Annotated in this window: 15 protein-coding genes and 1 tRNA gene; 1 reads left to right on the top strand and 15 read right to left on the bottom strand. The window is 50.9% G+C overall.

What is annotated here, in order from left to right; translation table 11 throughout:
* Window positions 1-3: 3 nt before the first annotated feature.
* A complete protein-coding gene (sufB, locus tag LKD71_RS02090; RefSeq protein WP_227614149.1) occupies window positions 4-1410 on the bottom strand; it encodes a Fe-S cluster assembly protein SufB in 1407 nt (468 codons plus the stop codon).
* A 2-nt stretch (window positions 1411-1412) separates the two neighbouring features.
* The gene (gene sufC, locus LKD71_RS02085) at window positions 1413-2177 is read right to left on the bottom strand and encodes a Fe-S cluster assembly ATPase SufC (RefSeq protein ID WP_178046294.1); all 765 of its coding nucleotides are present in this window, start codon (window positions 2175-2177) and stop codon (window positions 1413-1415) included.
* Window positions 2178-2405: 228 nt separating this feature from the next.
* Here sufC and LKD71_RS02080 point away from each other — a divergent pair, with 228 nt between their 5' ends.
* Window positions 2406-3320, top strand: a complete 915-nt coding sequence (locus LKD71_RS02080; RefSeq protein WP_227614148.1) for a patatin-like phospholipase family protein — start codon at window positions 2406-2408, stop codon at window positions 3318-3320.
* 80 nt (window positions 3321-3400) lie between these two features.
* Here LKD71_RS02080 and LKD71_RS02075 read toward each other — a convergent pair whose 3' ends face one another.
* The 13 genes from LKD71_RS02075 to hisZ all read right to left on the bottom strand — a co-directional run bounded on the left by LKD71_RS02075 (window position 3401) and on the right by hisZ (window position 17453).
* A complete protein-coding gene (locus LKD71_RS02075) occupies window positions 3401-5272 on the bottom strand; it encodes a heavy metal translocating P-type ATPase (protein ID WP_227614147.1) in 1872 nt (623 codons plus the stop codon).
* Window positions 5273-5339: 67 nt separating this feature from the next.
* On the bottom strand, window positions 5340-5558 hold the full coding sequence (locus LKD71_RS02070) for a cation transporter (protein ID WP_178046870.1): 219 nt from the start codon (window positions 5556-5558) through the stop codon (window positions 5340-5342).
* 265 nt (window positions 5559-5823) lie between these two features.
* The gene (gene pflA, locus LKD71_RS02065; protein WP_331466352.1) at window positions 5824-6606 is read right to left on the bottom strand and encodes a pyruvate formate-lyase-activating protein; all 783 of its coding nucleotides are present in this window, start codon (window positions 6604-6606) and stop codon (window positions 5824-5826) included.
* The gene (gene pflB, locus LKD71_RS02060) at window positions 6572-8824 is read right to left on the bottom strand and encodes a formate C-acetyltransferase (protein ID WP_227614146.1); all 2253 of its coding nucleotides are present in this window, start codon (window positions 8822-8824) and stop codon (window positions 6572-6574) included. The genes pflA and pflB overlap by 35 nt, the downstream gene beginning before the upstream one ends.
* Before the next feature lie 456 nt (window positions 8825-9280).
* On the bottom strand, window positions 9281-10153 hold the full coding sequence (locus LKD71_RS02055) for a phosphoribosylaminoimidazolesuccinocarboxamide synthase (protein ID WP_227614145.1): 873 nt from the start codon (window positions 10151-10153) through the stop codon (window positions 9281-9283).
* A 149-nt stretch (window positions 10154-10302) separates the two neighbouring features.
* Window positions 10303-10376 (bottom strand) — tRNA-Met (locus LKD71_RS02050).
* A 196-nt stretch (window positions 10377-10572) separates the two neighbouring features.
* Window positions 10573-11958, bottom strand: coding sequence for a phosphodiester glycosidase family protein (locus LKD71_RS02045; RefSeq protein WP_227614144.1), 1386 nt, complete (start codon window positions 11956-11958; stop codon window positions 10573-10575).
* A gap of 11 nt (window positions 11959-11969) precedes the next feature.
* The gene (locus tag LKD71_RS02040) at window positions 11970-12299 is read right to left on the bottom strand and encodes a hypothetical protein (RefSeq protein ID WP_227614143.1); all 330 of its coding nucleotides are present in this window, start codon (window positions 12297-12299) and stop codon (window positions 11970-11972) included.
* Window positions 12300-12405: 106 nt separating this feature from the next.
* Window positions 12406-13692, bottom strand: a complete 1287-nt coding sequence (gene hisIE / locus LKD71_RS02035) for a bifunctional phosphoribosyl-AMP cyclohydrolase/phosphoribosyl-ATP diphosphatase HisIE (RefSeq protein WP_227614142.1) — start codon at window positions 13690-13692, stop codon at window positions 12406-12408.
* Window positions 13693-13694: 2 nt separating this feature from the next.
* Window positions 13695-14282: an imidazoleglycerol-phosphate dehydratase HisB gene (gene hisB / locus LKD71_RS02030; RefSeq protein ID WP_178046965.1), complete on the bottom strand. Its 588-nt coding sequence runs from the start codon at window positions 14280-14282 to the stop codon at window positions 13695-13697.
* Window positions 14283-14285: 3 nt separating this feature from the next.
* On the bottom strand, window positions 14286-15590 hold the full coding sequence (hisD, locus tag LKD71_RS02025) for a histidinol dehydrogenase (RefSeq protein ID WP_227614141.1): 1305 nt from the start codon (window positions 15588-15590) through the stop codon (window positions 14286-14288).
* Window positions 15591-15602: 12 nt separating this feature from the next.
* The gene (gene hisG / locus LKD71_RS02020; protein ID WP_178046967.1) at window positions 15603-16238 is read right to left on the bottom strand and encodes an ATP phosphoribosyltransferase; all 636 of its coding nucleotides are present in this window, start codon (window positions 16236-16238) and stop codon (window positions 15603-15605) included.
* Window positions 16239-16253: 15 nt separating this feature from the next.
* Entirely contained in the window at window positions 16254-17453 is a 1200-nt protein-coding gene (gene hisZ / locus LKD71_RS02015; protein ID WP_255632912.1) for an ATP phosphoribosyltransferase regulatory subunit, read from the bottom strand.
* Window positions 17454-17530: the final 77 nt, after the last annotated feature.

The raw sequence follows: 17530 nt of genomic DNA, 5'->3' as shown, positions 1-17530 counted from the left end.
CATTTAACCGATGCTTCCCTTCATCTCAAGCTGAATCAGGTTGTTCATTTCCACCGCATACTCCAGCGGCAGCTCCTTCGAAACATTATCCGCAAAGCCGCTGACAATCATCGCCCGGGCATCCTCCTCGGGGATTCCTCTGGACATGAGATAAAAGACCACATCATCATTGATTTTACCGATCTTTGCCTCGTGTCCCACATCGGCGTCCTTCGTGCGGATATCCATGGCCGGGATCGTGTCAGACCGGGAAATATCATCCAGCATCAGGGACTGACAAGAAACAGCCGCCTTGCTCTTCGGCGCCTTCTTGGTGATAACCACAGAGCTTCGGAAGGTGCTGATACCGCCGTCCTTGGAAATAGAACGGGTATTGATATAGGAAGAAGTCTCCGGAGCCGCATGAACTACCTTGGCTCCCGTATCCAGGTTCTGGCCTTTTCCTGCAAAGGTGATACCCGTAAACTCCATCCGAGAACCTTTTCCTTTCAGAATCGTCATGGGGTACAGGTAAGAGGTATGGGAGCCGAAGGAACCGGAAACCCACTCGATCGTGCCGCCCTCTGCAACCGTGGCCCGCTTGGTGTTCAGGTTGTACATGTTTTTAGACCAGTTCTCGATGGTGGAATAGCGAAGCTTTGCATTTTTTCCGACGAAAAGCTCCACGCAGCCGGCATGAAGGTTGGCCACGTTATATTTCGGTGCGGAACAGCCTTCAATGAAATGAAGGCTCGCTCCCTCATCCACGATGATCAGCGTGTGCTCGAACTGGCCTGCTCCCGGCGCATTCAGCCGGAAATAGGACTGCAGCGGAATCTCCACACTGACGCCGGGCGGAACATAGACGAAAGAACCGCCGGACCAGACAGCTCCGTGAAGGGCCGCAAATTTGTGGTCGTTCGGTTTTACCAGCTTCATGAAATGGGTACGGATCATATCCGCATACTCGCCGTGCATCGCGCTCTCCAGGTCCGTGTAGACCACGCCCTGAGCCGCAACCTCCGCTTTTACATTGTGGTAAACCAGCTCGGAATCGTACTGGGCTCCCACGCCTGCCAGGGATTTCCGTTCGGCCTGGGGAATACCAAGCCGCTCAAAGGTATCCTTGATATCTTCCGGCACATCGGACCATTTGGCACTCATTTTCGTATTCGGACGGACATAAGTCACGATCTGATCCATATTCAGGTCGTCGATGGGCGGTCCCCAGTCTGGAATCTTCATGGAATTATAGATCTGCAGGGACTGCAGGCGGAAAAGCTGCATCCAGGCAGGATCATTTTTTTCTTTTGAGATCTGTTCTACGATCTCGGGCGTCAGCCCTTCATCTACCCGGTAGACATCCTTTTCTTCCTTGCGGAAGTCATACATGCTCCGGTCAATATCTTCCACATATGTTTTTTCTTTCACGGTCAGTCATCTCCTCCCGGAACACTGTTCAGAAAGCGCTCGTATCCTTTTTCGTTGATCTCTTCCACCATGGAACCGTCGCCGGTGGCAACAATATGGCCGTTTACCATGACATGGGTGTAATCCACATGCAGGGATTCCAGGATCCTCGTGCTGTGGGTGATGATCAGAAGTGCGCCGTCTCTGTCCTTCTGATACTCTTCCACGCCCTTGGATACCAGACGGACGGCGTCCACATCCAGGCCGGAATCGGTCTCGTCCAGGATTGCAAGGCTCGGACGGAGCATCATCAGCTGCAGGGTCTCGATCTTCTTTTTCTCACCGCCGGAAAAGCCCACATTTAAGCTTCTCTCTGCGTAAGAGTCGTCCAGATCCAGAAATTCCAGATTTTTCTTCAGCTCTTTCTTGAAATCCCAGAGACGGACATAGCCGCCTTTTTTCTGCTGAAGGGCATTTCGGATAAAGTTGGAAACAGAAAGGCCGGGAACCTCAAGTGGCTCCTGGAAGGAAAGGAACATGCCGTCCTTCGCCCGCTTGTCCGCGCTCTCCGCTGTGATATCTTTTCCTTTAAAGGAAATGCTTCCGCCGGTGACTTCGTATTTGGGGTTGCCCATGAGCACATAGCCCAGGGTGGATTTACCGGCTCCGTTGGGGCCCATGAGCACATGGGTTTCTCCCTTTCGCATCTCAAAATTTATATCATGGAGGATCTCTTTTTCCTCCACTCTTGCTGTCAGCTGACTGATCTTAAGAATTGGTTCTGACATAATTTCCTCCGTTTCTGCCGTTTCTCGGGAACAGCTTTTGAATACCTAGTAATTTAATAGGTTTTATTCGTCTGCTATTATAATGCGGTCTTTTCAATTATGCAAGACCATTTTTTCAAAAAATACATGCGGCACTTGAGTTTCGATTTTTTTTGCGTTATGATAGGGGCTGCCCGGGGGATTTTTCTCCGGTTTCCTGACAAAAAGCACAAATGAGGAGTGACAGCTATGAGTAAAAAGAATAAAGTTTTTTCCGGACTGGACCGCCTCCCGAAGGGTCTGGCATCGGAACACCTGACGGAAGGATGTGTCGTTCTGGAGGGTGGTGCTTTCCGCGGTCTCTATACCAGCGGGGTGCTGGATGCCCTGATGGAAGCCGGCATCAATCTCTCCTGTACCGTCGGTGTCTCCGCCGGGGCCCTCAACGGCATGAACTATGTCTCCGGACAGATCGGCCGTTCCGGCCGCCTGAACCTGACTTACCGCCATGACAGCCGCTATGTAGGCCTTAAGGCCATCCGCAAAAACCGCGGTGTCATCGGTTTTGACTTTATCCTGAAAAATGTAAATAAAGAAGATCCTTTAAATGAGGAACGTTTCTTCCGGCCAGACCGCCGTTTCATCGTGGTCGCCACGGACTGTATCACAGGCCGGCCCCGGTACTTTGAAAAAAGCGAGGGCAAAACGATCTTCCAGGCCGTCCGGGCCTCCGCTTCCATGCCCTATGTTTCAAAAATGGTCATGATCAACGGTGTTCCCTATCTGGACGGTGGCTGCAGCGACAAGGTTCCCTTCCGCTGGCCCCTGGATCAGGGCTATCAAAAGGTCATCGTGATCCGTACCCGCCCGATGGATTACCGCAAGAAAGAGAGAAGCGACCATTCTCTCACGGATCGGCTTTATCACGATTATCCCCAGTTTTCCCGGGTTCTGGACGCCAGCAACGCCAATTATAACCGCCAGTGCCGGGAGATGATCGAGCTCGCCGCCAAGAAAAAGATCTATGTCATCGCTCCCTCGCAACCTATAGATATCAGCCGGCTGGAAGGGGATATGGAAAAGCTGGGCGGTTTGTATTTTCTCGGCTATGAGAATGCCAAAAAGCAGCTTCCAGCCATCAGAGAATACCTCGGAATCCAGTAAAAAATCATAGTTTCACGAAACGCAAAAAAGCCCTCCGGCAGGAATCTCTTCCAAACCGGAGGGCTTTTCTTTCTTCTCAATCAGTCTTTGTCAATTTTCAGCGCACGCATGGAGTTCAGGATTGCAATAACGGAAACTCCTACATCGGCGAAAACAGCTTCCCACATGTTTGCCATACCGAGAGCGCCCAGAATCAGGACCAGAGCCTTGACAGCCAGAGCAAAAACGATATTCTGGCGGACGATGCGGAGGGTCTTTCTGGAAATCTTCACGATGGAGGCAATCTTGGTGATATCGTCATCCATCAGAACTATGTCTGCTGCCTCGATGGCCGCATCGGAACCCATACTTCCCATGGCGATACCGATATCGGCACGGCTCAGAACCGGAGCGTCGTTGATACCGTCGCCGACGAAAGCCAAGCGCTCTTTGTCACTCTCTTTATTCAGAAGCTCTTCCACTTTTGCTACCTTGTCGCCGGGAAGAAGCTCTGCATGAACTTCATCGATACCGATCTCGGAGGCCACCTGCTCTGCGGCCTCTTTCCGGTCACCTGTGAGCATGACGCAGCGTTTCACACCGATCTTCTTCATGCTGGCGATGGCCTCCCTGGCTCCCTCTTTGATCCGGTCAGAGATCACGATGGAACCGGCGAAGCTGCCGTTCACAGCCACATAGATCACAGTACCGCGGCTCTTGCAGGTTGTGTAGGAAATGTTCTGCTGTTTCATGAGTTTCTCGTTTCCGAGAAGAACTCTCTTTCCGTCCACCGCTACGGATACGCCGTGACCGGCTACCTCCTCCGCGTCAGAGACACGGTTCATATCGATTGTCTTTCCATAAGCCTCCCGGATGGAGTGTGCAATCGGGTGGTTGGAATAGCCCTCGCCCAAAGCTGCTAGCTCAAGAAGCTCTGCCTCGGTGCCTTTTTCCGGATGGATCTCAGTTACACGGAACTCACCGCGGGTCAGGGTACCGGTTTTATCAAAAACGATCGTGGTCATCTCAGCCACAGCTTCCAGATAGTTGCTGCCCTTTACCAGAACGCCGACCTTGGAAGCAGCTCCGATTCCTCCGAAGAAGCCCATCGGAACAGAAATCACAAGAGCACAGGGGCAGGAAATTACCAGGAAAATGCAGGCTCTCTGGATCCACTCAGCCCAGCCTCCGCCGAGGATCAGGGGTGGAAGGATTGCCAGGATCACAGCGCCGATGGTAACAACCGGCGTATAGTATTTGGCAAATTTGGTGATGAAGTTCTCAACCTTCGCTTTCTTGGAGCTTGCGTTTTCCACCAGCTCGAGGATCTTGGCAACGGTGGAATCGTCAAACTCTTTGGTGGTGCGGACTTTCAGGGTACCACTTCCATTGACACAGCCGCTGATGATCTCATCTCCCACAACGGCCTTTCTCGGTACGGACTCTCCAGTGAGGGCTGCGGTATCGATGAGGGACTCTCCTTCTACAACCACGCCATCCAGGGGGATTCTCTCGCCGGGTTTCACTACAATGATGGTTCCCACTTCCACATCATCCGGATCTACCTGAACCAGCTTGCCGTCGGACTCAATGTTCGCATATTCCGGACAGATATCCATCATAGCTGCGATGGACTGACGGGATTTTCCCACGGCGTAGCTCTGGAAAAGCTCACCCACCTGATAGAACAGCATAACGGCTACGGCCTCGGAGAACTCTCTCACGCCAAAGGCTCCGACGGTGGCTACCATCATCAGAAAGTTCTCATCGAATACCTGGCCATGGAAGATATTTTTCACTGCCTTCAGGATAATGTCATAGCCAATAATGAGATAAGGAACCAGATAAATAATAAGGAGAACAAAAGTATTTACATTCTCCAGTTTTCCCATGTGTTCCAGGACAAAGAGAACCGCGAATATCGCAAAGGTTACAAGAATACGCGTCAGCGTTTTTTTCTGTTTGTCGGTCATTGTTTCAACCTTCCTTTCGTGTATGTTTGAAAGAAAGACCCGGGTCAGCTGCCCGGGTCAATACTGATTACAGAAGAATTTTGCAGTCCGGCTCAACCTTGGCGCAGACAGTAACGACTTCCTTCATGATGTCATCGAACTTGCTGTCATCTGCATCGATGGTCATTTTCTGCATCATGAAATTCACGCTTGCATCGTTGACACCGTCGATTTTCTTGATTGCCTCTTCCATTTTTGCTGCACAGTTTGCGCAGTCGAGATCCTGTAATTTGAATTTTTTCTTCATGAGATATGTCCTCCTTATATTTTACTCCGACACCTGCGAATTGCTCCGCTTACATTTGAAGCCCTGGCGTCTCATATGAACAACTATTCATATATTCATAATATGCCGCATATAAGGATTTGTCAACAGGAAAATATAGAAATACAAAATGTTTTTAAATTCCCTGTATTATCAGATATTTTCACTCCAAAAATCTATTTTTTTCACAAAAATCCCCGGTACAGCAGTTCAAATCCTGCCACACCGGGGCCTGTTATTTCTTATTCTATTTTCTGATCCCGAGGATCCGCTCGGCATTTTCCACCCGCTCTTTTGTGGGAGGTTTGATTCCTTCCAGAGCGTAGGGAATCCCCAGAGCCTCCCATTTGAAAACTCCCAGGGTATGATACGGCAGGACCTCCACTTTTTCCACATTTTTCAGGGTGTGGATAAAATCTGCCAGCCGATGAAGATATTCATCTTTATCGCTTCTCTCCGGCACCAGTACATGACGGATCCAGACAGGCTTGCCCATATCGGAGAGGACTTCCGCCATCCGAAGGATATTCCGGTTCGTCCTTCCTGTGAGGATCTTATGCTGCTCATCGTCGATCTGCTTGATATCCAGCATCACGAGGTCCGTGTACTTCATGAGTTCTTTCCACTTTTCAAACCAGCTTCCTTCCTCCGTAAAGGGAGCGCCGCTGGTATCGAGCGTCGTATGAACTCCTTTTTCCTTAGCCTTTCTGAAAAGCTCCGTGAGAAAATCAATCTGCATCAGCGGTTCTCCGCCGCTGACTGTGATTCCGCCTTTATCCCCCCAGTAATTCCGGTAACGGAGAGCCTTCTCAAGAAGGTCGTCCGCACTGTAAAGGGTTCCCTTTTTCATTTCCCAGGTATCGGGATTATGGCAGAACTGGCAGCGCATGGGACAGCCGCTCAGGAAGATCACATAACGGACTCCCGGGCCGTCCACAGAGCCAAAGCTTTCCAGAGAATGAACATACCCCATATGGTTTTCCATGGATCGCACCTTACATTCTGTCGTGGCAGGTTCTGGAAATAACATCCATCTGCTGCTCTCTGGTCAGGTCGATGAATTTTACAGCGTAACCAGATACACGGATGGTGAAGTTTGCGTACTCCGGTTTCTCCGGATGCTCCATAGCGTCGATGAGCTTCTCGGTACCGAATACGTTTACGTTCAGATGATGAGCACCCTGATTGAAGTAGCCGTCCAGAACGTGAGTCAGGTTGAGAGTACGCTCTTCGTCATCATGGCCCAGTGCGCCCGGGTTGATGGTCTGGGTATTGGAAATACCGTCCAGAGCCAGCTCATACGGCAGTTTTGCAACAGAGTTCAGGGAAGCCAGAAGACCGGTCTTCTCTGCTCCGTAGGAGGGGTTAGCTCCCGGAGAAAGGGGCTCGCCTGCTTTTCTTCCGTCCGGAAGAGAACCGGTAGCTTTTCCGTATACCACGTTGGAGGTGATAGTCAGGATAGAAGTTGTCGGCTCGGAATCACGGTAGGTATGGCAGTATCTCAGCTTATCCATGAAAGTGGAAAGAAGTTTTACTGCGATATCGTCTGCACGGTCATCATCGTTTCCGTAACGCGGGAAATCGCCAACGGTCTCGAAATCAACTACCATGCCCTTCTCATCGCGGATGGTCTTTACTTTTGCGTATTTGATTGCGCTTAAGGAGTCAACCACATGAGAGAAGCCTGCGATACCGGTAGCAAAAGTACGGCGTACATCGGTATCAATGAGGGCCATCTCTGCTGCCTCGTAGTAGTACTTGTCATGCATATAATGGATCATGTTCAGGGTACCTACATAGAGGTGAGCCAGCCAGTCCATCATAGCGTCGTATTTCTCAATGACCTCATCATAATCCAGATACTCGGAAGTGATCGGCTGATATTTCGGTCCTACCTGATCGCCGGTCTTCTCATCAACACCGCCGTTGATTGCGTAGAGCAGGCATTTTGCCAGGTTTGCACGGGCACCGAAGAACTGCATCTCTTTACCGGTCTGAGTTGCGGATACGCAGCAGCAGATGGAGTAGTCGTCACCCCATACCGGACGCATTACATCGTCGTTCTCGTACTGGATGGAGCTGGTCTTCACAGAAATATAAGAAGCAAATTTCTTGAAGTTCTCCGGCAGGTGAGAAGAATAGAGAACGGTCAGGTTCGGCTCCGGAGACGGTCCCATGTTTACGAGAGTATGCAGGAAACGATAGTCGCTCTTTGTTACCATGGAACGGCCGTCCATGCCAAGACCTGCTACTTCCAGGGTTGCCCATACCGGGTCGCCGGAGAACAGCTGGTTGTAGGACTCGATTCTTGCAAATTTAACCATACGGAATTTCATTACCAGATGGTCAACAAGCTCCTGAGCCTCTTTCTCAGTCAGGGTTCCGTTAGCAAGGTCTCTGCTGATGTAGATATCCAGGAAAGTGGAGATACGGCCAACGCTCATAGCTGCACCGTTCTGGGTCTTGATGGCTGCCAGATAGCCGAAGTACAGCCACTGAACTGCCTCTTTAGCATTCTTTGCCGGCTTGGAAATATCGAAGCCGTAAGCCGCTGCCATTTCTTTCATTGCCTTCAGGGCTCTTATCTGTTCCGCAATCTCCTCACGAAGCTGGAAATCACCACGACGCATACCCTGACGGTTGGTGTCATGGAAATCTTTCTGCTTGGACTCGATCAGATAATCAATTCCGTAAAGGGCAACTCTTCTGTAATCGCCTACGATTCTTCCGCGTCCGTAGGTATCCGGAAGACCTGTCAGAATCTTGTTGTGACGGGCTTTCATCATTTCCGGTGTGTAAATATCAAATACAGCCTGATTGTGAGTTTTGTGATACTTAGTGAAGATCTCGTGAAGCTTCGGGCTGGGTTTGTAGCCGTACATCTCACAGGATTTCTCCGCCATCTTGATTCCACCGTAGGGCATGAACGCACGTTTTAAGGGTTTATCTGTCTGAAGACCAACAACCTGCTCCAGATCTTTCATGCTCTCGTCAATATATGCCGGGCCATATGCTGTGATACCGCTGACAACTTCTGTCTCCATATCAAGCACTCCGCCTTTGGCCCTCTCCTCCTTCTGCAACTCCTGAAGTTTTCCCCACAGACGATTTGTTGCGTCCGTCGGTCCTTCCAGGAAGGACTCATCCCCATCGTACGGGGTGTAGTTGTTCTGGATAAAGTCGCGAACATTCACGCCCTCTTTCCACAGTCTTCCAGAAAAACCACTCCACTGTTCAAAATTTGTCATAACAGTCTTACATCCTTTCTTTTTTGCATTTGTTTGTTGAGTACGGGCTTACTATAACAAATACAAAAATTTTCTGCAACAAATTATCGAAAAAAAAACATTGTATCCAGAATTATACAGCTTCCAGCCCGTAGTTTCCTTCTTACCGCCCACAAAAATAGACCCCAAACGTTTTCTCTCCTGCCAGCAGCAAAACAATAATCTTCGCCGCTGCAAAATAGGGCACGATTCCTCCTGCTGATCAGTGTCTGCTAACCTTGTTCCATAGGAGGCGTCCAATAACAGATGAAATTCCTCGATCTGTTTTGCCATTTCTTTATCCTCATTCATAACAGTGTTTCATAACGTTGTTTCAAATATATACATACCTTCGGCATCCATTTGTCAAGTCCGTACGCAAAAAAGACCTCCGTATCCTGTTTTTCACAAGATACGGAGGTCTCTCCTTTTGCTTTCTTATGCGAGCTTCTCGCCGGTGAGCATCTCATAGCCCTGCAGGTATTTCTCAATGGTCTTGTCCACGATCTCCTGCGGCAGGGTCCAGTTGTTGTCCGGGTTGGTTTTCAGCCAGTCGCGGGCGAACTGTTTGTCAAAGGAGGGCTGGCTGTGGCCCGGCTCATAGCCGTCTGCCGGCCAGAAACGGGAGCTGTCCGGAGTCAGCATCTCATCGCCCAGGGTGATGTTTCCGTTCTCATCCAGGCCAAACTCAAATTTGGTGTCTGCGATGATGATGCCTTTGCTCAGAGCGTACTCGGCGCATTTTTTATAGAGGGCAATGGTGTAGTCTTTCAGCTTCTCAGCGTACTCTTTTCCTTTGCCCGGATAATATTTTTCCAGATGATCGATGCTCTGCTCATAGGAAATATTCTCATCATGATCGCCGATCTCCGCTTTCGTGGAGGGGGTGTAGATCGGCTCAGGCAGCTTGTCAGACTCTTTCAGGCCTTCCGGCAGGCGGATGCCGCAGACGGTTCCGTTCTCCTTGTAGCTGGCCCAGCCGCTTCCTGTGATGTAACCACGGACGATACACTCCAGCGGAAGCATTTTCAGTTTCCGGCACATCATGCTGTTGCCGTCGAATTTCTCCTGCTGGAAAAATTCCGGCATATCCTTGACATCAGTGGAAATCATATGATTCGGAAGAATGTCCTTCGTCATATTAAACCAGAATTTGGACATCTGGGTAAGCACGGTGCCCTTCCTGGTCACCACATTGTTCAGAATCACATCGAAGCAGCTGATGCGGTCGGTTGCCACCATGATCAGGCTGTCTCCATTGTCGTAAATCTCTCGTACCTTACCTTCTTTGATCGGTTTCATTTCCTGCATGCTTTTACACCTCATCTGTATGATATTGTGATTGTATTTTTCAACGGCTTTACCGTACCACCAGATCGGTAGTGTTGTCAAGAAGTTTCTCAATGTGGAGATAAAAGAAAAACCTGTAAGGAACTTGTCCTCACAGGTCTTCGATGCAGTAGCGGAAGGGAGATTTGAACTCTCGACACCACGGGTATGAACCGTGTGCTCTAGCCAACTGAGCTATTCCGCCTCAACACTGAAGATTATATCTGATGCTGCGGAATTTGTCAAGAAGTTTTTTCAAAATTTTTTTATTTGGAATTTTTCAAATATTTTCTACACTTGGTTCGTTACTCGCGAAGGTCACATACCCCGTTGCAGACAACGGGGCATGTGACTCTCGCGGTAGTCGCCAAATATCCATGCAAGCATGGCTACTTGGCTCGTTACTCGCGGAAATACAGGAAATCTGCTACCGGGCGCTCGCTTCCGTCGGAGGGGTTGTTCAGCACTCTTCCGCGGTAGGCCAGGGTGGCAGAACCGCCGCCATCCATCTGGTAGGCGTAGACACAGCCGTAGCGCTGGAAAATATTACAGAGTTGATAATGGTCAAGACCTCTGGAGCCTGTGGAGACTTTGCCGGGTCCGTCGGCCACCAGAAGGACGTACTCTCCCCGGCGGATCATGCCAACGGCGCTTCTGGGATAGGGGTTGTTCTGATACTCCTCAAAAGGAGAGATAATATCCTGATTTCTGCCGTTCATGATGAAGGCCGGGCCAAAATCAAAGGTATCATAGACACCATCCGCCACGAGCTGTTCCGCGGAAAGTCCCTGCTTCGGGGTGTACATCGTGCCGTCCCGCTTGATGGCCATGAGGGAATAACTGGTTCCCAGGGCATGATTGTAGATCCGGCCCTTCCGGATCAGCACGGCGTTGAAGGCCGGACGGCCGCTGGCGTCATACCGGCTTCCGTTGATGCCGATAATGCCGTTGTTCCGGGTAAGAGCCGCAGAAGTGGTTTCCAGCGCTCCGCCGTAGGTTCCGTAAGCCATGGAGCTTCTAAGCTGGTCCGTATTTTTCACCTTGATATGGGCTGTCCAGTAGTTCGTACCATACTCCCAGCTCTTTTTGAGATCAACGAAGATCGTAGAGCTCTTATAGACGATCCGGGTAGCCGTGGAAGGGTCTTTCGTATTGTAGCCCTCTCTCATATCCACGACACCGTTTTCTCCGGCCCGGTAATAAAGGCCGTTCCGTTTCACCCAGGTACTTTTCTGAAGGATACCATTCTTGTTAAACTGGTAATTCTTCTTATTGATCGTCGTAAACTGAGTGATACGGACGCCGTTCTTGTCCAAGTAATAGCGCTGATTCCTGTAGGTGATCCAGCCCGTCCGCTTCCGGCCCGCGGCGGTATAGTAATACCATTTTCCCTTAATTTTCCGCCAGCCGCCCTTAAAGCCCTTAATCCAGCGGCCGTCCTCGCCGACAAACTTCTTACCGATCCATTGATTGGTGACAAGAGCGCCGTCCTTTCCTACATAACAGTTCTGCCCGATCCAACTGCTTGTAACCATCCGGCCTCTGCTCTGAAAATAATAGTATTTTCCCTTGTAGAGGAGCCACCGGTTTTTCAGAAGGGTACCATCTTCTTTCTTGAAATAATAGGTATGGGAACCGATCTTCTTCAATCCCTTCACCCTGGTTCCCTTCACATAATAAACGGAGCCTCCGGACTCGCTTCTCCATCCGTTCTTTTCCGCCGCCATGGAATGGTCGGAAAAGAGGAGGCAGAAAGCCAAAGCTGCCAGCACCAGTTGTTTCTTCATTCTCTTTTTCCTCACTTTTTCATATCTTCTGTCGTTTCCTGAAGGAGCACTCCCGAACTTATGGTTTCCTGGAGCTCTTCCGAGGAAAGGCCGAAAACAGACCGGTTCTCCCTTCGTAAAAAAAGAAGTCCCAGAAAAATCAGAAGACAGAGGACGGTGCGAAAATAAAAGCTCCCGCTCCCCGGCATCGTGGCCGGCTCCCGTTCCTCCGCCTCTTCTCTTTCTGCCACCCGGCCCGGCTCGTACCGGCTCTCCAGGCTTTCTCTGTTTTCTCTTGCCGTTTCCCGCATGGAAGAAAGCAGCTCCTCCAGCTTTTTTTCCTGATCGCTCTCCTGCTGCATGCAAAAATCTCCTCTCAGACGGACTTGCTTATGCTTATGCAGCCGAAAATCGCCTTATGCAAAACAACCGCCGAAAACTTTCCGGCGGCTGCCAACTATGTACCTTTTATCTTCTGTGAGCCAGTTCCTCTGTGATATCCTCCCAAGTGACTCCTTTTTCAGCCATGAGCACCATGCAGTGATAGAGGAAATCGGCGATCTCGTACTTGATCTCCTCGGGATTCGGATTCTTCGCCGCGATGACGATCTCGGTACACTCCTCGCCCACTTTTTTCAGGATCTTATCGATACCTTTCTCAAAGAGGTAGTTGGTGTAGGAGCCCTCCTTCGGATGAAGCTTCCGGTCCTCGATGACGCCGTAGACCTCCTCCAGAACCTTTAAGGGGTTCACATGGGGAGATTCCTTCTCCACCAGAGTCCGGTAGAAGCAGCTCCGATTGCCGGTGTGGCAGGCAGCTCCTGTCTGAGCTACCTGAGCCAGCAGGGTGTCATTATCACAGTCGATCATGAGTTTCTTCACATACTGGAAATGGCCGGAAGTCAGTCCCTTGGTCCAGAGTTCCTGACGGCTGCGGCTGTAATAAGTCATACGCCCCGTTACCAGAGTCTCCTCGAAAGCTTCCTGATTCATGTAAGCCACCATGAGAACCTCGAGATTCTTGTGATCCTGAACAACTACGGGAAGTAGGCCGTCCTCGTTGAGCTTCATATCCTCCCATTTCAGGGGGCTTTCAAAGGTATTGACGGAAATGCCCATCTTCTTGGCTTCCTGTTTTACCCTCAGGAAAAGCTCAGCGGGCTCAGCCACGGGTTTTCCCATGATGCCGTCGATGAGGATATCGGAAAGCTCCGGAAGAAGCTCGCCCACCTCTTTCTCAAAATCGCAGAGAACCACCTCGGAAGACAGCGGGGACTTCATCAGTCCGGCTGCTCCCGGAAGGAGAAGAAGCTCGGAGGTGTACTCAGCAATCAGCTCATTGTTCTGCATATATTCCTGAGGCTTGTCGATGGAGATTCCGATTTTGTTTTTGCCGAAGCGCTTGGAAACCTCCTCGGTGAGAGCGATGTTGCTCTCCTTGGAGAAATTTAAAACGGCTTTCTGGCAGCCGGCGTAGAGAAGTTTCTTTACATCCTCCACCCGATTTACATTTCCGCAGCCCATAATCGGAATATCCACCCGACGCTGGATGGCACGGATCATATTTAGGGCTTTCTCGTGTTCCTCGTCTCCCTCAGAGAGGTCAAAGATCACCAGCTCGTCCGCTCCCGCGTGATCGTATTCCTCGGCCAGAATCACCGGAGAGGTCTCAGTGAGAAAGGTCTTACCGGAAAAATCCGTCACTGCTCTGCCGTCTTTCAAAAAAATGCATGCTGCTATTTTTTTCTGTGTCATAATTATAAACTCCCTTTCGTGGAAAGAACTTCTGTTGTCCGGCTTTCCGGGCTCACAGCCATATCCAGGGCCTTTCCAAAGGCCTTAAACATTGCTTCCATCATATGATGATTGTTGCCCGGTGTCAAGACCTTCAGGTGGAGATTCATGGCCGCGGCGTAGGAAACCGCATAGAAAAATTCCTTCGCCATCTCGGTGTCCATGTCCCCGAGGCGCGGCACCGTAAACTCCGCATCCCAGGAAAGATAGGGCCTGCCGCAGAGATCCACGGCGGAGAGCACCAGACACTCGTCCATCGGGAGCAGGAAATGACCATAACGCTTAATTCCGGCCTTGTCTCCCAGAGCCTCGGCGATCGCTTTTCCGAGGACAATTCCGGTGTCCTCGATTGTGTGATGGCAGTCCACCTCGAGATCTCCTGTGACTTTAAGTTTCAGATCAAAAAAGCCGTGTCTTGCAAAGCCAGAAAGCATATGATCGAAAAAGCCGATGCCCGTATCGATCTCATACTTGCCACTTCCGTCCAGATTCAGTTCCAGGGCGATATCCGTCTCCCTGGTCTTTCGATTTACAACCGCTCTTCTCTCCATGATCTATTCCTCGTCCTTCTTCTCAAAACGAACCGCGATGGAATTGGCGTGAGCCGTCAGCTGTTCTGCCTTCGCAAAGCGGATGATATCCTCGTGTACGGCTTCCAGGGCCTCCTTGGAATAATAAACGATGCTGGAACGCTTGATGAAATCATCCACACCTAAGGGTGAGAAGAAACGGGCGGTTCCATTGGTGGGAAGCACATGGTTCGGGCCTGCGAAATAATCGCCCAGAGGCTCGCTGGCGTACTCGCCCAGGAAGATCGCTCCGGCATTTTTCACTTTGGTCATAAGTTCAAAAGGATTCTTTGTCACAATCTCCAGATGCTCGGAAGCAATAGCATTGACAGTGTCTATAGCGTCGTCCATATTGTCGGCGATGAGGATGTGGCCGTAATTTTCCAGGGATTTTTCGAGAATCGCCCTTCTGGAAAGCTCCTTTAAGAAGCCGTCCACCTCCTCGGAAACCTTCGCTGCCAGCTCCTCGCTGGTGGTGATGAGAATCGCGGAAGCCAGCTCGTCATGCTCTGCCTGGGACAGAAGGTCCGCAGCCACAAAACGGGGATTCGCAGTCTCGTCCGCCAGCACCAGGATCTCGCTGGGGCCTGCGATGGAGTCGATGCTCACGAAACCGTAAACGGCCTTTTTCGCAAGAGCCACATAGATGTTTCCGGGGCCCACGATCTTGTCCACCTTCGGGACAGACTCCGTACCGAAAGCCATGGCGGCGATGGCCTGAGCGCCGCCAGCCTTGTAGATCTCATCAACACCGGCCTCCCTTGCGGCCACCAGAGTGGAGGCGCAGACCTTTCCTTCCGGGGAACAGGGGGTGCACATGATGATTTTTTCCACACCGGCTACCTTGGCGGGAACGATGTTCATGAGAACGGAGGAGGGATAGACGGCCTTTCCGCCGGGAACATAGACGCCGACCGTGGCCAGGGCCTGTACCTTCTGGCCCAGAATGATGCCGGAGGGCTGGCTCTCAAACCAGCTCTGTTTCAGCTGTTTCTCATGGTAGGAACGGATGTTGACCAGAGCCTTCCGGATGACGGATAAAAGCTCCGGATCCACTTCCTCGTAGGCCGTCTTGATCTCATCCTCAGTCACACGGATGTTCTCCACCGTGATCTTTGCCCTGTCGAAACGCTCGGTGTAGTCGAACAGCGCCTTGTCGCCCTCTGCCCGGACCGTGTTGACAATCTCCGTCACCCGGCCTTCGTATTCCCCGTAGCAGTTCGGGCTTCTCTTCAGTAATTTCTCCAGAAGGTCTTTTCTGGTTTCCTCGGTAAGCTTTATGGTACGCATGGCATTTTCCTCCTATAATACAGCCTTGATCTCTTTTAACAGCTGGGTGATCCGCTCATTTTCCATCCGCATGCTCACGGGGTTGACCACAACCCGGGCAGACAGGGGGCAGACCTCCTCCAGCACCTGAAGACCATTCTCCCGTAAGGTGGAACCGGTCTCCACGATGTCCACGATGACCTCGGTGAGCCCCACGATGGGAGCCAGCTCGATGGAACCGTTCAGTTTGATGATCTCGACGGTCTGATGTTTCTTATTATAGAAAAAGTCTCTGGCGATGTTGGGGTACTTCGTGGCAACCCGGATGAACTCCTGATGCTTTAAAAGCTCCTCGTTCTCTTTGGGGCCGCAGACGCACATCCGGCATTTTCCGAAGCCCAAGTCCAACACCTCGTAAATTTTCCGCTGTTCCTCGAGGATCGTATCCTCGCCAACGATGCCGATATCGGCAGCTCCGTACTCCACATAGGTGGGCACATCCGGCCCTTTGGCCAGGAAAAATTTGAGCTTGTGTTCCTCGTCGGTAAAAATCAGTTTTCTGGAAGCGGGATCCTTCATCTCCTCGCAAGTGATGCCGGTCTTCTCCAGAAGCTCCAGTGTCTTTTTCGCAAGACGCCCTTTCGTCAGGGCGATGGTCAGATATCTCATGTTCTCCGCTCCTCCTTACATAGCCAGGCTGTCAGAAGCATCAAATTTTCTGACTGCGTAAAAACCGTTTCTCTTTCCGTAGGCCTCGTAGGCTTCCATCGTGTCCTTCTTTTCCATCAGGACCACGCTGCAGCCCTGTTTCCGGAGGTTGTTGGCCTCCATCATGGCAGAAGTGCGGTCTTTTTTCTCATAGATCAGAAGAGTCGGACCCTGCTCCACAGGAACGGCGATTTTCTGTCTTCCAAGGGCGGACAGAAGCTGATCCACCACCACGGCAAAACCGATGGAGGGAGAAGGCTTTCCGAAACAGGCCAGAAGATGGTCGTAGCGGCCGCCCTTTACCACGGCGTCGCCGGTGCCGTAGGTGTAACCCCGGAAAATCACGCCGGTGTAATACTGATATTTATTCAGCATACCGAAATCAAAGGAAATGTATTTCTCCACGCCGTAAATTTTCAGGAGCTCGTAGATCTCCTTCAGGCGTTTGACCGCTGCCAGGGCCTCCTCATTGTCCGTCAGGCTCTCCGCCCGGTCCAGCACCTCGCTGCTGCCGAACATCTCCGGAAGGGTGATGAGAGCCTTTTTCAGCTTCTCATTGAGAGAAAAGCTTTCGAGAAACTCCTCGACTCCGAAGAAGTTTTTCATCGTGATGAGGGAACGGATCTTTGCCTCGTCCTCCTCAGAAAAACCGGCCTCCTTCATCAGGCTCTTGAAAAAACCTACATGGCCCACACTCACCTGAAACTCCTGAAGACCGGCTTTTTTGAGAAGCTCCACGCTCATGGCAATGAGCTCGGCATCCGCCTCGGGACTCTCATCTCCTAGAAGCTCAGCTCCCATCTGGGTGGTCTCCTTTAAATGGCCCTGGTAATTGCCGCCGTTAATAAAGGTGTTTCCCTGGTAGCAGAGGCGGACGGCCTTGTCCTCCTCCCGGAAATATTTGGAAGCGGCCCGGGCGATGGAGGGGGTGAAATCCGGCCGGAGCACGAGGGTATTTCCTTCCCGGTCAAAAAATTTATAGAGTTCCTGGGAAGGTGTGGTTCCCACTTCCCTGCCGAAGACGTCAAAAAATTCAAAGGTAGGTGTCTCCAGATCCCGGTACCCGAAGGAAACCAGCACTTTATGAAGCTCCCGCTCCAGAGACTGTTTTTTCTGACATTCGTCGTTCAGTGTGTCGCGGACACCATCCGGGGTATGAAGTAAGCGATCTATCATTTGAAATTCTCCTTTTTGCATTTTACTTTCACATGGTAAATTGCTACCACGTTAAAATCTGTGGCTATTATACGACC

Source organism: Fusicatenibacter faecihominis, from assembly GCF_020686945.1.
In the GTDB taxonomy this organism is placed as follows: domain Bacteria; phylum Bacillota; class Clostridia; order Lachnospirales; family Lachnospiraceae; genus Limivivens; species Limivivens faecihominis.
This window is presented reverse-complemented; position numbering and strand designations above follow the sequence as displayed.